Below are 15,134 nucleotides of genomic sequence, written 5' to 3'. Positions count from 1 at the left end.
GAGGGATTTATCAGGAGTGCAGGCGCATGTTCAGCTCGTCCACCGCCTCGCACCAGTCGGAGTCTTGCTCCCAGGCTTCCTGAATAAACCGCGCCTGCGCCGGGGACCAGAAGGGGGCTCCTTCCAGCGGGTCGAGGCCGGTCTCGGTCCGGTGCTTGCGGATAAAGCGTTGAATGTCTTGATCACTGCTGGGCAGGCCCAGCTGCTGGAAAAGGGTGTTTAGGTTATGGGCACTGGTGTCCATATAAACCTCCATCAAACGGTCGTAACTCATCCCCCGAAGGGGCGCACCCGACAGTATAGACAAAGGTTGTAGCCTGCTAGCGGCTGCGATTCCAGAGGTGTCGCACGAGCATGGCCAGACCGGTTCCAAAGGCGACCAGTACGCCCAGAAGAATTTCATTGCTCAGGGGCACCTGCAGCTGGGCGAGGGCGTGGGTGGTCAGACCGGTAAACAACAGACCGACGAAGCACGCCAGCATCGCCGTGGTGAAGCAGGCCAGGATGGACAGGGCTTTGTTGGGCCGCAGCTCGTAGATCAGGTAGGCGCTGGTGGCCAGGTAGGTTAAGGCAATCGTCCAAGATCCCATATCATGAGCACTCACGTGCCCTCCGTCTTTTTATTGTTGTTGGAGGCTTAACAGTAGAGTCTGCCCGGGAGGGGGTAAACTCGACCAATGTCGAGTGCCTTTGTCGTGCCGACAATTGCTGTATCATAGGCGCCATTTCAATTTTACAGCGACGGACGACAGCGAGAGCGATGAGCAATAAGCGTGTACTGACCGGGATCACCACCACCGGAACTCCCCACCTGGGCAACTACCTGGGTGCAATCAAACCAGCCGTGCGGGCCAGTCAGGATCCGGACCTGACCTCCTTTTTTTTCCTGGCGGACTTTCATGCCCTGATCAAGTGCCAGGATCCCGAGCGGGTCGCCCGCTCCACCCGCGAAATCGCCGCCACCTGGCTGGCGCTGGGGCTGGATACCGACAACGCCACCTTCTACCGCCAGTCGGATATTCCCGAGATTGCCGAGCTCAACTGGATCCTGAGCTGCCTCTGCTCCAAGGGGCTGATGAACCGCGCCCACGCCTACAAGGCGGCGGTGGATGAAAACCGCAATGCCGGCAAGGAGGACCTGGACGACGGCGTCACCATGGGCCTGTTCAGCTACCCGGTGCTGATGGCCGCCGACATCCTGATGTTCAACGCTCGCCACATTCCGGTAGGCAAGGACCAGATTCAGCACATCGAGATGGCCCGGGACATGGCCGGGCGCTTCAACCACCTTTACGCTGACCTCTTTGTGCTGCCAGAGCCCATGGTGGAGAAGAACCCCCTGACCATCTCCGGCCTGGATGGCCGCAAGATGAGTAAGAGCTACGACAACACCATTCCGCTGTTTTGCAGCGAGCAGGAGCTGCGCCGGCTGATCAACCAAATCGTTACCGATTCCCGGGAACCGGGGGAGCCCAAAGACCCCTACAGCAGCACCATTTTCGAGCTGTACGCCCTGTTCGCCAGCGAGCATGAAACCGAGCTGTTCCGTAAGCGCTTTCTCGAGGGCATTGCCTGGGGCGAGGCCAAGGCCGAGCTCTTCGAGTACCTCAACGCCTACCTCAAGGAGCCGCGAGAGCGCTACCACGCCCTGATGAACAACCTCGATGAGGTGGAGACGCTGCTGCAGAAGGGGGCCGAAAAGGCCCGCGCCCACGCCGCGCCCTTCATGGAGGAAATTCGCGGGGCCGTGGGTATTCGCAGCCTGAACGCCGGGGCCGCGTCCCGCCAGACGGCCGCCCCGAAAAAGGAGAAGAGTGCCGAGGAGGTGGCCGCCGAGGTGGAGCGTAAGCGGCGCTCGGCGCTGATGTTCATCATCAAGCCGGTGCTGGAGCAGGTGGAGGCGGCCGAGGACCAGGCGGCCGTGGCCCGGCAGGTGATCGAGGAGCGCACCGAGCGGCTGCAGGGCCTGAAGAAGAAGGCCCGGCAAAAAGCCGAAAACGAACTTAACCTCCTGCGCGAGGAGCTGGCCCGCTACCTGGGCTGAGCCGCGCGCGAGCGAAGGAGCCCGGGATGGACTACCGCACGCTGATCGATGCCGCCACCCTGCAACGGCAACTCGGCCAACCCGGCTGGGTGGTGCTGGACTGCCGTTTCACCCTGGGCGATCCGGATGCCGGCTTTCAGGCTTACCGGGCGGGACATATTCCCGGAGCCCGCTACGCCCACCTGGAGACGGACCTGAGCGGTCCCGTCGCCGGAGACACCGGGCGCCACCCGCTGCCGGCGCCCGCTGTACTGGCCCGCCGGCTGGGAGCTTGGGGGATCGATCGTGTCAGCCAGGTGGTGGTCTATGACGATGTCGGCGGGGCCATGGCCGCCCGTGCCTGGTGGTTGCTGCGCTGGCTGGGTCACGAGCGGGTGGCGCTGCTGGACGGGGGATTGATGGCCTGGCAACGGGCGGGCGGGGCGCTCGGTCAGGAAGCGCCGGCGGTTGCGCCTGCGCGGTTCGACGCCGAACCGGGACGCTGCGAAACAGTCGATACCCAGGCCCTGGCCTCGCAGCTGTCGGCCTTTGCCGGGCGGCTGGTGGATGCGCGGGCGGCGGCGCGTTTTCGCGGCGAGCAGGAGCCTATCGATCCGGTGGCCGGCCACGTTCCCGGCGCCCTGAACCGCCCGTTCCAGGACAATCTGGACGGCGGGTATTTCAAACCCGCCGCGACCCTGCGCCAAGAGTGGCAGGCCCTGCTGGATGGGCAGGCGCCCGAGGCCATGGTCATGATGTGCGGCTCCGGTGTGACGGCCTGTCACCACCTGCTGGCACTGGAGGTGGCCGGGCTCGGCGGGGCGCAGCTCTACCCCGGCTCCTGGAGCGAATGGATTCGGGATAGGGCGCGCCCGGTGGCTACCGGCGATGCCCGCAAGGAGCCCTAACCTCTTTTAACGACTACGCTTATTCCCTGAACACTCTCAATCCAAGGGAGGTGAAGGGATGTATTACCCGGCAATCGCGGTCACACTCTACCTCTTCTGGCTGGTACTCTCGGGGCACTTCTCCGGGTTCTTTTTGTTGCTGGGGGCCATCTCCTCGCTGCTGGTGCTGTTCTGCCTGAGGCGAATGGACCGGGTGGACCGCTCCCCTGGCTTTGTGCCTCCCGCCCCGGGACTGTTCGCTTACGGCGCCTGGCTGCTCTGGAGCGTGGTGCGCTCCAATATCGATGTGGCCCGCCGCATCTGGGATCCTTCTCTGCCCATCGATCCCCAGTGGCGACCGCTCAAGGTAGCCCTCACCAAGCCGTTCGGCCGTGCCCTTTATGCCAACTCCATTACCCTGACACCGGGCACGTTGACCACGGACGTGCACCCCGGGCACTTCAATATTCATTGCCTGAGTGAAGCGGCCATGGAGGAGCTGGAGGAGGGTGAGATGGAACGCCGAATTCGCCGGCTGGGGCGCTAGACGATGCTACTGGCGGCGGTGCTGGCGATTCTGGTCACCATGGTGCTGGCGCTGATCCGGGCGCTGCTCGGTCCCACCGCTTATGATCGCATGCTGGCATCCAACCTGTTCGGCACCAAGACCGTTCTTCTTATTGCGGTGGGCGGGCACGCCCTCGACTGGCCCAGCTTCGTGGATGTGGCACTGCTCTATGCCATGATCAACTTCGTCGGCACCCTGGCGGTGATGCGTTTTTTCCAGGCGCAGCCTCAACCTCAACCCCAGGCCCCGGCAGCGGAGCACCCGCCCGGGGAGGAACACCCGTGACGCCGCTGGTGGTCGAGCTGGTGAGTGACCTTTTCTTTATTGCCGGAGGCTTTCTCTGCGTTACCGGCGGTGTCGGGCTGCTGCGCTTTCCCGACTTCTTTACCCGGATTCACGCGTCCGGGGTCACCGAGACCCTGGCCGCGCCCCTGCTGCTGGGCGGGGTGATGTGCCGCACCGGCTGGTCCCTGGACACCGCCAAGCTGCTGCTGGTGATTATCTTTCTGTTGGCCACTAACCCCACCGCGGCCCATGCCATGGCGCGGGCTGCGTTGCAGGGGGGGCTGAAGCCCTGGTTGGGCGCCGCCGGGGAAGAAGGCAACGGGGAACAAGGAAACGGGGAACAAGGAAACGGGGAGCAAGGCCGCAGAGATGCAGGGGAAGGGGAGGGATCGTCATCGCTACGCTGATCGACATCGTCCTGCTGGCCTTCCTGGTCATGACCGCCATTGCCGCCATTCGCCAGCGCGACCTGTTCGCGGTGGTGATGTTGTTCGGTATCTACAGCCTGCTTACCGCGGGGCTCTTCATGAACCTGGATGCGGTGGACGTGGCCTTCACCGAGGCGGCCGTGGGGGCGGGGACCACCACCGTGCTGATGCTCTCCACCTTGCGTCTGACCGGTCGTTACCAGCGGCGCTCCAGCCACTCTCCGCTCCTTCCCCTGCTGGTGGTGACGGTGACCGGTGCGGCACTGGTCTATGGAACCCTGGACGCGCCCTTGCTGGGTGACCCCGGCGCACCCGCCCACCAGCACGTTGCGCCGCGCTATATCGAGTCGGGCTTGAAGGAGGTGGGAACGCCCAACCTGGTGACCGCGGTACTGGCCAGTTACCGGGGCTATGACACCCTGGGGGAGACCCTGGTGATATTCACCGCGGGGCTGGCGGTGCTGCTGTTGCTGGGGGTTACTCCCTGCGTGTCGCAGCGTCCCCAGGCAGAGCCCCTCGACGATCAGGCGGTGCTGAAACTGGTGGTCAAAGTGCTGATTCCCCTGGTTCTGCTCTACGGCCTCTACGTGCAGTTCCACGGTGACTACGGCGCCGGAGGCGGATTCCAGGCCGGCGTCATTTTCGCCACCGGCTTCGTTCTGTACGGCCTGGTGTTTGGCGATGGCAATGTGCAGCGGGTGCTTCCCCCGCATGGACTGCGTCGGCTGGCAGCCTGCGGGGTGCTGCTTTACGGTGGTGTGGGCCTGGTAAGCCTGTTCCGCGGCGGCGCCTTCTTGGACTACGACCAGCTGGCCACTGATCCGATCGCCGGCCAGCACCTGGGCATTTTCCTGGTGGAGCTGGGGGTGGGGTTGAATGTGTTTGCGGTGGTCATGCTGATCTTTTTCGCCTTTTCCAGCAGGAGGGGGGAGCCTTGAACAGCATTCTCGGCCTGTTTAATTACTGGATTGTCATCTTTCTGATGATGACCGGTTTTTACGTGGTGATCGCCCAGGGCAACCTCGTTAAGAAACTGGTGGGGCTGGGACTGTTCCAGGCCTCGGTGTTTCTCCTCTACATCTCCATGGGCAAGGTCGAGGGCGGTCACGCGCCGATTATCGATGCTTTCAACCGGGTCTACTCCAACCCGCTGCCCCATGTGCTGATTCTGACGGCGATCGTGGTGGGGGTCGCGACCCTGGCGGTGGGGCTGGCGCTGATCGTGCGCATCCAGGATGCCTACGGCTCCGTCGAGGAGGATGACATTCAGGCACACGATAACGAGGCGGACAGTGACTAGCGCCGGGCTGCGGTTGGAAGGGGCATGAACGCGCCGGGGCCGCTGGCGGTTCTGGTGGTGATCATGCCATTGCTGGCCGCGCCCCTGTGCGTGCTTATCGGCCGCATCGCCGTGGCCCGCTGGCTGGCACTGCTGGTCGGCTGGGCCTCGGCGGCGATGGCGCTGACCCTGTTGGCGGTGGTGGAAGCCAACGGACCGCTCAGCTACGCCCTGGGAGACTGGGCGCCGCCCTGGGGGATCGAATACCGCCTCGACCGGCTGGGAAGCTACGTGCTCCTGATCGTCACCCTGATTACGGCTCTGGTATTCAGTTTCGCCCCGCGCAGCGTCGACCGGGAAATCCCCGAGGGGCGGCAGATCCCGTTCTACAGCGCACTGTTGTTGGCCGCGGCGGGGCTCAACGGCATCGTCGTCACCGGAGACGCCTTCAACCTGTTCGTCTTTCTGGAGATCTCGTCCCTGGCCTCCTACGCCCTGATCAGCCAGGGCTATGACCGCCGCGCGCTCTACGCCTCCTTCCGCTACCTGATGATGGGGACCATCGGGGCGACCTTTATCCTGATCGGCATCGGCTTTCTCTACATGATGACCGGCACCCTTAACATGCAGGACCTGGCCCAGCGCCTGCCGGCGGTGTTTGACACCCGCACGGTCCGGGCCGGCTTTGCCTTTCTGACCGTGGGCATCGGGCTCAAGCTGGCGATCTTTCCGCTGCATCTCTGGCTTCCCAACGCCTATGCCTTTGCCCCGGCGGTGGTCAGTGCGTTGCTGGCAGCGACCTCCACCAAGGTGGCGGTGTACGTGATGCTGCGTTTCACCTACGACGTCTTCGGGCAGGAATTTGCGTTCGTCAGGATGCCCCTGGGAAGCATTCTGATGCTGCTGGGGGCGGTGGGCATTGTTTCTGCGTCGCTGGTGGCGGTGTTTCAGGATAACGTCAAGCGGATGCTGGCCTACTCCAGCGTGGCCCAGCTCGGTTATATGGCGCTGGCGATGGGGCTGGCCAACCGCACCGGGGTGACCGCCGCGCTGTTGCACCTGTTCAACCACGCGCTGATGAAGGGCGCCCTCTTTCTGGCCCTGGGGGCGCTCAGCTACCGGGTCGGCACCTTGCGGATCGGCAGCCTGGCGGGGCTGGGCCGGCGCATGCCCTGGAGCAGCGCTGCGCTGGTGATCGGTGGGCTGAGCCTGGTGGGGGTGCCTCCCACGGCGGGCTTTATCAGCAAGTGGTACCTGATTCTGGGGGCCCTGGAATCAGGGTGGTGGCCCCTGGCGCTGCTGATCCTCGCGGGCTCTCTGCTGGCGCTGGTCTACGTCTGGCGGCTGGTGGAGGCCGCTTATTTCGCCCGTCCGCTGCCAGGGCCCACGGAGGTGAGTGAGGCCCCCCTCACGCTGCTGTTACCGGTATGGGCGCTGGTGCTGGCCAATCTCTATTTTGGCCTGAACACCTCTCTTACCGTCGGCATCGCCCAGCGGGCTGCTGCCCAGCTCACGGGAGCCGGGCCATGAGCGGCGGGCTGCTGCTCGGCGGGGCGCTGGGGGTGCCCCTGGCGGCGGCGCTGGGGGTGCTGTTGCTTGCCCGTTACCCCAATCGCCGCGAAGCCTTGACCCTGGTTGCCGGCGCGGTGCTCTTTGGCCTGGTGCTGTTGATCACCTCCGTCGAGGCACCGCCCACCCTGGTGCTGGCAGAACCGGTGCCGGGTCTTGCGCTGACGCTGACGGTAGAGCCGCTGGGGGCGCTTTTTGCCCTGGTGGCCAGCTTTCTCTGGCCGGTCACCACGCTTTATGCCATCGGCTATATGCGCAGCCACGGGGAAGGTCACCAGACCCGCTTTTACTGCGCCTTTGCCCTGGCGATCGCGGCGACCCTGGGCATCGCCCTGGCAGGTAACCTCTTTACCCTGTTTGTGTTTTACGAATTGCTCACGCTCTCCACCTATCCCTTGGTGACCCACAGCGGCAGCGACGAGGCCCGGCGCGCCGGGCGCCTTTACCTGGGCATGCTGATGAGCTCCTCCATCGGCCTGCTGCTGCTGGCCCTTATCTGGACCTGGCACCTGACGGGGACGCTTACCTTCACCAAGGGAGGAATCTTTCCTCCCGGGATTGGTGATGGGGTGTTGAGCCTGCTGTTGCTGCTGTACGTGCTGGGCACCGCCAAGGCGGCGCTGATGCCCCTGCACCGTTGGCTGCCGGCCGCCATGGTGGCGCCGACTCCGGTGTCGGCGCTGCTGCATGCGGTGGCGGTGGTCAAGGCGGGAGTGTTCACGGTACTGAAAGTGGCGGTGTATATTTTTGGCCTCGAGCGCCTGGGCGGGCTGTTGGCCGCGGAGCTGCTCGCCTACCTGGCGGGATTCAGCATTCTCGCCGCGTCCTTGGTCGCCATAACCTGCGACAACCTCAAGGCACGCCTGGCTTACTCCACCGTGAGTCAGCTGGGCTACATCGTCATGGGGGCCATGCTGGGGGTGAGCGCCGGGGTGGCGGGGGCGAGTTTGCACGTGGCTATGCACGCCTTTGCAAAAATCACCCTGTTCTTCTGTGCCGGCGCCGTGCTGGTGGCGACCCGCCGCCGCCGCGTCAGCGAACTGGACGGGCTGGGCCGGCAGATGCCCCTGACCATGGGAGCCTTTCTGGTCGGCGCGCTGTCCATCGTCGGCCTGCCCCCCTTCGGTGGAACCTGGAGCAAGTGGCTGTTGCTGCAGGGCACCCTGGACAGCGGGCTCTGGGTGCTGACGGCGGTGCTCTGGGTCAGTTCGCTGCTGAATATCGGCTACCTGGTGGTGATCCCGGTACGGGCCTTTTTCTGCGCGCCCGCCGAACCTGCGGCGGTCGGTGTCAGGGAGGCGCCCGGGGCCTGTCTGCTGGCGCTGCTGTTGACCGCAACTGTGTGTGTGTTGCTGTTTTTCCTTCCCGGTCCCTTCTACCGATTGAGCGAGGCGATACTCTGAATGAACGATCGCGAGCCTCCCCGGCACCTGTTTGATCATCCGCGTAACGTGCGGCGGCTGGTGCGCCTGCTGGTCGCCGTCGGCGTAGTGCTGTTTGGGCTGGACGCGGTGATTCACCGCCATGCCGAGCACCCCTGGGAGTCGGTGTTCGGGTTTTACGCCGGCTACGGCTTTGTCGCCTGCGTTCTGCTGGTGCTCCTGGCGCGGGAGATGCGCCGTCTGCTGATGCGCCGCGAGGACTACTACGGCGAAGGGCCGCCGACCCAGCAGGCTCCCGACAGGGGGCGCTCCGGTGATTGAGCTCCACCCGGCCCTGCCGCTCTTTGCCGGCGCGCTCCTGGGGGGGGTGACCTCGGGTCGCTCGCGGGCGGTGGTTCTGCTGGCAGCGCCCCTGCTGGGGGCGCTGTTGCTGACCCAGCTCAGTTCCGGTGACCGGGTGAACTGGGAAGTGCTGGGACTTTCTCTGAGCCTGGTGCGGGTGGATCGCCTGGCCCTGCTGTTTGGCTACCTCTTTCACCTGGCCGCCTTCCTCGGGGTGATTTATGCCCTGCACCTGCGGGATCGCCTGCAGGACATGGCGGCGCTGAGCTACGCGGCCAGTGCGGTGGGGGCGGTCTTTGCCGGTGACCTTGCGACCCTGTTTATTTTCTGGGAGCTGCTGGCGGTGACCTCCTGCGGTTTGATTCTGGCCCGGCGAACGCCCCGCGCCTTGCGCAGCGGTTTGCGCTACCTGCTGGTGCAGGTCGGCTCCGGGGTGCTGCTGATGGTGGGGGTTCTGCTCTATGCGGGAGAGGGCAGGGGGCTCGCGTTCGAGCATATTGGTCTCGGGGCGTCGGGAGGCGTACTGATCTTTCTCGCCTTTGGGATCAAGAGCGCCTTTCCGCTGCTGCACGGCTGGCTGACCGACGCCTACCCCGAGGCCACCCCCACCGGGACCGTGTTTCTAAGTGCCTTTACCACCAAGGTGGCGGTCTATTGCCTGGCGCGGGGCTTCGCCGGCACCGAGGCGTTGGTCTATATCGGGGCGGTGATGACCTGCTTTCCGATCTTCTACGCGGTGATCGAAAATGACCTGCGCCGGGTGCTGGCCTACAGCCTGATCAACCAGATCGGCTTCATGGTGGTGGGGATCGGGATCGGTACCGAGTTGGCCCTCAATGGCGCTGTGGCCCATGCCTTTAACGATGTCATTTTCAAAGGGCTGTTGCTGATGACGATGGGGGCCGTGCTCCAGGTCACCGGCGAGATGCGGGGCTCTGAGCTGGGCGGGCTTTACAAGCGGATGCCGCGAACCACCTTTTTCTGCCTGATCGGCGCAGCATCGATCTCCGCCGTGCCCCTGTTCAGCGGTTTCGTGAGCAAATCCATGGTGATGAGCGCGGTGGTCGGTGAGGGCTACTTCGGCGTATGGCTGGCGTTGCTGTTTGCCTCTGCCGGGGTCTTTCACCACGCGGGTATCAAAATTCCCTTTTTTGCCTTCTTCGCCCACGATTCGCACTTTGTGGCGACTGCCAGGGAACCTCCCGTCAACATGCAGCTGGCGATGGCGCTGGCGGCGGGGCTGTGCGTGCTGATCGGCACCTTCCCCGGGTGGCTCTACGGCGCGCTGCCATATCCGCTGGATTATTCGCCCTACGATGCCGGGCACGTGCTGGCCCAGCTGCAACTGCTGGTGTTTTCGGCGCTGGCCTTTACCTGGCTGAAACTATCGGGGATCTACCCACCGGAGCTGCGCTCGGTGAATATCGATGCGGAGTGGGTTTACCGACGCGGCCTTGGGATCGGGGTGGAGCGGCTGCAGGCCGTTTTTGGGCCTTGGGACCGCCGGTTGCGTGGTCTGGGGCGGTCCCTGGTGGCACGGGCGATCGCCCTGCTGGCGCGCCATCACGGGGTCCACGGTGTGCTGGCGCGAAGCTGGCCGACCGGGAGTATGGTGCTCTGGGTCTCGGTGTTGCTGGGGACCTCGTTGCTGCTTTACTACGTCTGATTCGAAACTACGCCTGATTTGAAACTACGTATGACCCGAAGCGGCGCTCGGCAAGCCTAATCGTTCAGGGAACCCTCCTGTTACTTATTCGGGGGAGGCTCCGCCGATTTTGCAGCGGTTGCGCCCTTCGTGCTTGGCCTTGTATAGCGCCTGGTCCGCCTGGGAGATCAGGGCGTCCAGCTCTCTCTTGGCGCCGGCGTTGAATGCAATGCCGACCGACAAGGTGACCCGGAGGTCGGGCCATTCGTTGCTATGTACCGTGGCCTCTACGGCCCGGCGCAGGCGCTCCGCCACTTCATGTGCCCGCTCGAGGCCCGCCTCGGGTATCAGGGCGGCGAACTCTTCGCCCCCGAGCCGCCCGAGCACGTCGTAGGGCCTTAATTCGGCGCTCAGGGCCGAGCTGATATTAACCAGTACCCGGTCGCCCATCTGGTGGCCGTACGCATCGTTAATCCGCTTAAAGAAGTCCAGGTCCATCAGCAGCAAGGTGCAGTCCTTGCCGGCGTGCCGGCAGCGCTGCTGGGCCTTGTGCGCGAGGCGCAGAAAATTGCGGCGGTTGTTGATGCCGGTGAGGTCATCGGTATCGGCTTGAAAGCGCAGTTTGGCGGACAAGCGCTGCAGCTTGGCCTCGATCCGCTTCTGCTCGGTAATGTCGGTGAAGAACATGAACAGGTAGTCGCCGTCGGTCATCTGTTCGGTGAGCTGCACCCAGCGGCCGTCTCGCGTATCGGTCTGGAAGGAGCGGTAGCGCTGGCGGCGGCGCTTCTGAAACGCCATGGCCAGCCAGGCGTCGATGTCGTCGGTTTCAACGTTGACGCCCTTGCCAGTGGTATAGGCGTGGCGGATGCTGGCGGCGAAGCTCTGTCCCAGGATCTGATCCGGGGACATGCCGAAGAATTCGGCGCAGGACCGGTTGGCGTAGATGATTCGATCGTTCGGGTCGTAGATGCCGATCCCGTCGGCGGTTTTTTCCATCGCCTCCAGAAGCAGCGCCTGCGTGGCCTGAGTCACAGGTGCCCGCAGGTCCGCTTCAGAACGTGGGGCAGGCTCTGGCTGTTTGTCCGCGGGTACCGACATCCTTGCCTCCTGGTAGCAGAAACGGGCGCCTTCGTTCGGGCGGGCTCCTCGCTGCGGGGACTATAACGTAATCCAGTCAACCTAACTTTGCCCATAAAGTCGAAGTGACTTCAACCCTTTTTTGACTTGTGTGCATAAAATACCGCTGCCTATTCGCGGGGGCAGGCCGTCACTCGCCGTCTAACAACACCCTAGGCTGGCATCTTAAGCGGCGCAGCCTGTCCAGGGGGGGGCGGGGGCGGTGTCGGTTGCTCCGTTTCCCTGGGTACGGGCGCCGCACAGGCGGGGGTGTTTAACGGGCTTTATCCATCTGTTTTTTGGTGCCGGCGGTGGCAGTGGCGGTGAACGGGTCGCTTGGCCAGTAGTGCTTGGGGTAGCGCCCCTTGAGGTCTTTGCACACCTCTGCGTAGGTATTGGCCCAGAAGCTGGCAAGGTCACGGGTGACCTGGATGGGGCGACGTGCCGGCGAGAGCAGGTGCAAGGTGAGGGGGAGCCGGCCGTTGAGGATGGTTGGGCTTTGCTGCCAGCCGAACAGTTCCTGAATCCGGGCAGCGAGCGTCGGTTCGGGGGCATCGAGGTAGTCGATGGCCAGGTTCGAGCCGCTGGGCACCCGGATATGGGTCGGCACCGCCTGGGCCAGGGTCTGCTGCTGCTCCCAGGAGAGGCGGTCGAGCAGGATCGATTTCAGGGGTAATCGCTTGATACCCTCCAACCGGCGCTGGTCACCCAGGTAGGGGGCCAGCCATTGCTCAAGGTCTGCCACCAGGGCCATGTCGCTGAAGTCCGGCCAGCCCGCTGCATCGTGGCGCCTTAGCAGCTCAACCCGGGCCTGCAGGGTGCGGCTTTCCCGGTCCCAGGGCAGGGAGGCCAGGCCGCGGACCCGGATGCCCTGCAACAGCCCGGCCACCCGCTGTTCCGGCGTCAGCTCCGGCAACGGGCGCTCTTCCACCAAGAGGTGCTTGAGGTAGAGACGGGAGCGGCCGCGGACGGTGCCTTGCGCGTCATCCCAGCCGATTTCACAACGCCGCTCCATCTGAGCGGCGAAGTGCTGCTCCAGGGCGTGTTTGGACAGGGGGGCGGCCTGATAAATCCGCGCATTGCGGCCCTGGCCGTCGAGGTCCGCGGCGACCAGAAACTCCGCCGTACAGAGAGGATCCGGCTCCCTGAATTCCGCGCCACGGCCGTTGCTCAGCAGGTACTGACGGCTACCGGAACGGCGCTGCCGGCCAATCCGGTCGGGAAAGGCAAAGGCCAGGAGCAGCCCGGCGGGCTCGGAATCGCTGCCGGCGCTGGCAACGTTAAGTCGCCCGCGCCAGCGTTTTGCCATCTGCCGTGCGGCGTTGAGCGCCCGGTCACCGGACGAGTGCCAGAGTTGCTCCAACTGCTGGCGCAGGTCACAACCCTGGCCAGCGCTTGGGCTGCGCTCGCTGAGTAGCGCCGCGAGATCGCAGGCCAGGCCGCCAAGGCCAATTGTCCGGGCCTTGAGCATCATGTGTGCCAGGCGCGGGTGGGTGCCCAGGGTCGCCAGCGCACGACCATGGTCAGTGATGCGACCCTGGTCGTCCAAGGCCTCCAGGCCCTGCAGCAGCTCCCGGGCCTGGGCCAGGTGGACCGCGGGCGGCGGGTCGATCCAGGCCAGCTCATCGGCATCGCAGCCCCAAAGCGCAAGCTCCAGCGCCAGCGGGGCGAGGTCGGCCTGCTGAATCTCTGGTGGCGTGTGGGCCTCAAGCTGGAGCTGGTATTCCTCGGACCAGAGCCGGTAGCAGTGCCCGGCCTGCAGCCGTCCCGCGCGTCCCTGCCGCTGGGTGGCCGAGGCCTGACTCACCGGGCGGGTTTCCAGGCGGGTCATGCCGCTGCGGGGGGCGAAGCGGGGCAGGCGCATCAGCCCTGCGTCGACAACGGTGGTGACCCCTTCAATGGTCAGGCTGGTTTCAGCAATGGCAGTGGCGAGTACCAGCTTGCGTCTGCCCGACGGGCTGGGAGCGATCGCCGCATCCTGGTGGTCGACGCTGAGACCGCCGTAAAGGGGGCGTACCTCGACATCGGCGGGCAACGTGGCTGCGCCGAGTCGCTGTTGGACGCGGCGAATCTCTCCCTGGCCGGGCAGAAAGCAGAGCAGGTCACCTGTCGTTTCGGCGGCGGCCTGGCTCAGCGCCGTGGCGATCCGCCCCGGGTCGAACGGTAGGGGGCGGCCACCGAGGTAGCGGGTCTGAACCGGGTAGCTGCGTCCTTCGCTATGGATCACCGGCGTCTCTGGCCCCAGTAACTGCAGCAGGGGCTCGCTGTCGAGGGTGGCCGACATCACCAGAATTCGAAGGTCCTCGCGCAGCAGGCTCTGGGCCTGAAGCAGCAAGGCCAGGGCGAGATCGCCCTGTAGGTTGCGTTCGTGAAATTCGTCCAGGATGACACAGCCCACTCCTTCCAGGGCCGGGTCGTCCTGAATCATTCGGGTCAGGATGCCTTCGGTCACTACTTCAAGGCGGGTGCGGGGCGTGACGCAACGGTCCAGCCGCAAGCGGTAGCCGACGGTCTCACCCGGGGGCTCGTTGCGCTGACCGGCCATGTAGCGGGCGGCACTGCGGGCGGCGATACGGCGCGGTTCCAGCATCAGTATCTTCTGCCCCTCAAGCCAGGGGGCCTCCAGAAGGGTAAGCGGCACCCGGGTGGTTTTGCCGGCGCCGGGGGCGGCCTGCAGCAGGCAGCGGGTGTGTCCTTCGAGGCTGGCGAGCAGTTGCGGAAATACCGGGTCGATGGGCAGCGTGGTCATGGCCTGGGATCTTTACTAAACGGGATGTTTGCCAAATGGGACCTGTGCTAAACGAGGTGTGTGCTAAACGAGGTGTGTGCTAAAGAGGTTCCACACCCTAGCATGCTGGGCTAAGCTAGGAAACAACCGACGCCGGGCCCGGGAACGGACGGCGCTGAACGTTGCCTCAGTCAGTAGAGTCGCCGGGGTGTACCGCCCGCGGCGCCAGTATGAGGGTCCTCAATGGCCGACAAAATTGTAGACATCGCCAATGCCCGCGAGAGTAAGGAACATGCCCGCAAGGAAGAGCGGCTGGCGTCGATGAAAGACCGTTTTGAGCGGGCGCTGGGTATGGAACCCAAGAAAAAGCCGCTGCCCTGGGGGCGGCGCCGTAAAAAGAAAAAAACCGACCCGAAGGGCTGGTAACGGGGCTCAGTGGTCGTACTTGAACTTCATGTAGGTGATCCCGGTGGAGAGCACCAGCCGCCATGAAAGTTCGATGTTGGCATCGAACAGCGGGTCGAAGTCGGCGAGGGTGTCGATCAGGCAATCGAGCCACAGGTCGTAATAATGCGGCGCTATGTTCAGCTCCCGTTTGCTGTGGCGCTGGGCGATCTTCTCCAGGTAGTCGTCGGCATAGTTGGTGGCATAAAAAACCACCAGGCGGTAGAAGGACTTTTCCAGCAGCTGCTGCTGGCGTTGCATATCGGTATGGTGGAACAGCACTGCCACCCCCGGATCGGAAGCCGTAAAGCGGCGGTAAAACGCCTGGAAAAAGGTTTCCCCGTCGAGCTGCCTTTTCAGTACCCGCTCGTAGCTCTCATCGAAAACCCGTTCAAAATCCATCTGGCCCTGCACTCCCCGGCCCGCAGGCCTCGGCAA

The 15,134-nt window shown here is 64.5% G+C and carries 17 protein-coding genes; 12 read left to right on the top strand and 5 right to left on the bottom strand.

What is annotated here, in order from left to right; all coding sequences use genetic code 11:
- Positions 1-10: 10 nt before the first annotated feature.
- Together JGZ97_RS12530 and JGZ97_RS12525 are read right to left on the bottom strand one after the other, a co-directional pair.
- Entirely contained in the window at positions 11-244 is a 234-nt protein-coding gene (locus JGZ97_RS12530; RefSeq protein ID WP_207062972.1) for a DUF2789 domain-containing protein, read from the bottom strand.
- Positions 245-320: 76 nt separating this feature from the next.
- Complete coding sequence (locus JGZ97_RS12525; RefSeq protein WP_207062971.1) at positions 321-605, bottom strand: hypothetical protein; 285 nt, start codon at positions 603-605, stop codon at positions 321-323.
- 155 nt (positions 606-760) lie between these two features.
- Between JGZ97_RS12525 and JGZ97_RS12520 the strand changes: the two genes are divergently transcribed.
- From JGZ97_RS12520 to JGZ97_RS12470, 11 genes are read left to right on the top strand one after another with little or no spacing between them, the layout of a single operon-like run.
- Entirely contained in the window at positions 761-2,044 is a 1,284-nt protein-coding gene (locus JGZ97_RS12520; protein ID WP_207062970.1) for a tryptophan--tRNA ligase, read from the top strand.
- 26 nt (positions 2,045-2,070) lie between these two features.
- The gene (locus JGZ97_RS12515) at positions 2,071-2,931 is read left to right on the top strand and encodes a sulfurtransferase (protein WP_207062969.1); all 861 of its coding nucleotides are present in this window, start codon (positions 2,071-2,073) and stop codon (positions 2,929-2,931) included.
- 58 nt (positions 2,932-2,989) lie between these two features.
- Positions 2,990-3,457 carry a Na+/H+ antiporter subunit E gene (locus JGZ97_RS12510; RefSeq protein ID WP_207062968.1) on the top strand — a complete coding sequence of 156 codons (468 nt, stop codon included), beginning with the start codon at positions 2,990-2,992 and terminating at the stop codon, positions 3,455-3,457.
- Between the two features lie 3 nt (positions 3,458-3,460).
- Complete coding sequence (locus JGZ97_RS12505) at positions 3,461-3,763, top strand: monovalent cation/H+ antiporter complex subunit F (RefSeq protein WP_207062967.1); 303 nt, start codon at positions 3,461-3,463, stop codon at positions 3,761-3,763.
- Positions 3,760-4,170: a monovalent cation/H(+) antiporter subunit G gene (gene mnhG, locus JGZ97_RS12500; protein WP_370584053.1), complete on the top strand. Its 411-nt coding sequence runs from the start codon at positions 3,760-3,762 to the stop codon at positions 4,168-4,170. Before JGZ97_RS12505 ends, mnhG begins: the two co-directional genes overlap by 4 nt.
- 29 nt (positions 4,171-4,199) lie before the next feature.
- Positions 4,200-5,129: a DUF4040 domain-containing protein gene (locus JGZ97_RS12495; RefSeq protein ID WP_242521736.1), complete on the top strand. Its 930-nt coding sequence runs from the start codon at positions 4,200-4,202 to the stop codon at positions 5,127-5,129.
- Positions 5,126-5,491 (top strand): cation:proton antiporter subunit C, encoded by a 366-nt coding sequence (locus JGZ97_RS12490; protein WP_207062966.1) that lies wholly within the window; start codon positions 5,126-5,128, stop codon positions 5,489-5,491. Before JGZ97_RS12495 ends, JGZ97_RS12490 begins: the two co-directional genes overlap by 4 nt.
- Before the next feature lie 24 nt (positions 5,492-5,515).
- Positions 5,516-7,000 (top strand): monovalent cation/H+ antiporter subunit D family protein, encoded by a 1,485-nt coding sequence (locus tag JGZ97_RS12485; RefSeq protein ID WP_207062965.1) that lies wholly within the window; start codon positions 5,516-5,518, stop codon positions 6,998-7,000.
- Positions 6,997-8,442 (top strand): proton-conducting transporter membrane subunit, encoded by a 1,446-nt coding sequence (locus tag JGZ97_RS12480; RefSeq protein WP_207062964.1) that lies wholly within the window; start codon positions 6,997-6,999, stop codon positions 8,440-8,442. The genes JGZ97_RS12485 and JGZ97_RS12480 overlap by 4 nt, the downstream gene beginning before the upstream one ends.
- Entirely contained in the window at positions 8,443-8,742 is a 300-nt protein-coding gene (locus JGZ97_RS12475; protein ID WP_207062963.1) for a hypothetical protein, read from the top strand. It begins immediately after the preceding gene.
- Complete coding sequence (locus JGZ97_RS12470) at positions 8,735-10,429, top strand: Na(+)/H(+) antiporter subunit D (RefSeq protein WP_207062962.1); 1,695 nt, start codon at positions 8,735-8,737, stop codon at positions 10,427-10,429. Before JGZ97_RS12475 ends, JGZ97_RS12470 begins: the two co-directional genes overlap by 8 nt.
- Positions 10,430-10,513: 84 nt before the next feature.
- Here JGZ97_RS12470 and JGZ97_RS12465 read toward each other — a convergent pair whose 3' ends face one another.
- Both JGZ97_RS12465 and hrpB read right to left on the bottom strand, forming a co-directional pair.
- A complete protein-coding gene (locus JGZ97_RS12465) occupies positions 10,514-11,440 on the bottom strand; it encodes a sensor domain-containing diguanylate cyclase (RefSeq protein ID WP_207062961.1) in 927 nt (308 codons plus the stop codon).
- A 358-nt stretch (positions 11,441-11,798) separates the two neighbouring features.
- Entirely contained in the window at positions 11,799-14,273 is a 2,475-nt protein-coding gene (gene hrpB / locus JGZ97_RS12460) for an ATP-dependent helicase HrpB (protein WP_207062960.1), read from the bottom strand.
- A 222-nt stretch (positions 14,274-14,495) separates the two neighbouring features.
- Here hrpB and JGZ97_RS12455 point away from each other — a divergent pair, with 222 nt between their 5' ends.
- Positions 14,496-14,678, top strand: a complete 183-nt coding sequence (locus JGZ97_RS12455) for a hypothetical protein (RefSeq protein WP_207062959.1) — start codon at positions 14,496-14,498, stop codon at positions 14,676-14,678.
- A 6-nt stretch (positions 14,679-14,684) separates the two neighbouring features.
- On the opposite strand, the gene JGZ97_RS12450 is transcribed toward JGZ97_RS12455, so the two are convergent.
- Positions 14,685-15,098, bottom strand: coding sequence for a globin (locus JGZ97_RS12450; RefSeq protein WP_207062958.1), 414 nt, complete (start codon positions 15,096-15,098; stop codon positions 14,685-14,687).
- Positions 15,099-15,134: the final 36 nt, after the last annotated feature.

Origin of the sequence: Motiliproteus sp. SC1-56 (genome assembly GCF_017309075.1) — a bacterium.
In the GTDB taxonomy this organism is placed as follows: Bacteria; Pseudomonadota; Gammaproteobacteria; order Pseudomonadales; family Balneatricaceae; genus Motiliproteus.
This window is presented reverse-complemented; position numbering and strand designations above follow the sequence as displayed.

Excerpts from the sequence above, each read along its gene's own strand:
- JGZ97_RS12530 (WP_207062972.1), bottom strand. The coding sequence starts at position 244 with ATGGACACCAGTGCCCATAACCTAAACACCCTTTTCCAGCAGCTGGGC.
- JGZ97_RS12520 (WP_207062970.1), top strand. The coding sequence starts at position 761 with ATGAGCAATAAGCGTGTACTGACCGGGATCACCACCACCGGAACTCCC.
- JGZ97_RS12515 (WP_207062969.1), top strand. The coding sequence starts at position 2,071 with ATGGACTACCGCACGCTGATCGATGCCGCCACCCTGCAACGGCAACTC.
- JGZ97_RS12510 (WP_207062968.1), top strand. The coding sequence starts at position 2,990 with ATGTATTACCCGGCAATCGCGGTCACACTCTACCTCTTCTGGCTGGTA.
- JGZ97_RS12505 (WP_207062967.1), top strand. The coding sequence starts at position 3,461 with ATGCTACTGGCGGCGGTGCTGGCGATTCTGGTCACCATGGTGCTGGCG.
- JGZ97_RS12495 (WP_242521736.1), top strand. The coding sequence starts at position 4,200 with ATGACCGCCATTGCCGCCATTCGCCAGCGCGACCTGTTCGCGGTGGTG.
- JGZ97_RS12485 (WP_207062965.1), top strand. The coding sequence starts at position 5,516 with ATGAACGCGCCGGGGCCGCTGGCGGTTCTGGTGGTGATCATGCCATTG.
- JGZ97_RS12480 (WP_207062964.1), top strand. The coding sequence starts at position 6,997 with ATGAGCGGCGGGCTGCTGCTCGGCGGGGCGCTGGGGGTGCCCCTGGCG.
- JGZ97_RS12475 (WP_207062963.1), top strand. The coding sequence starts at position 8,443 with ATGAACGATCGCGAGCCTCCCCGGCACCTGTTTGATCATCCGCGTAAC.
- hrpB (WP_207062960.1), bottom strand. The coding sequence starts at position 14,273 with ATGACCACGCTGCCCATCGACCCGGTATTTCCGCAACTGCTCGCCAGC.
- JGZ97_RS12455 (WP_207062959.1), top strand. The coding sequence starts at position 14,496 with ATGGCCGACAAAATTGTAGACATCGCCAATGCCCGCGAGAGTAAGGAA.
- JGZ97_RS12450 (WP_207062958.1), bottom strand. The coding sequence starts at position 15,098 with ATGGATTTTGAACGGGTTTTCGATGAGAGCTACGAGCGGGTACTGAAA.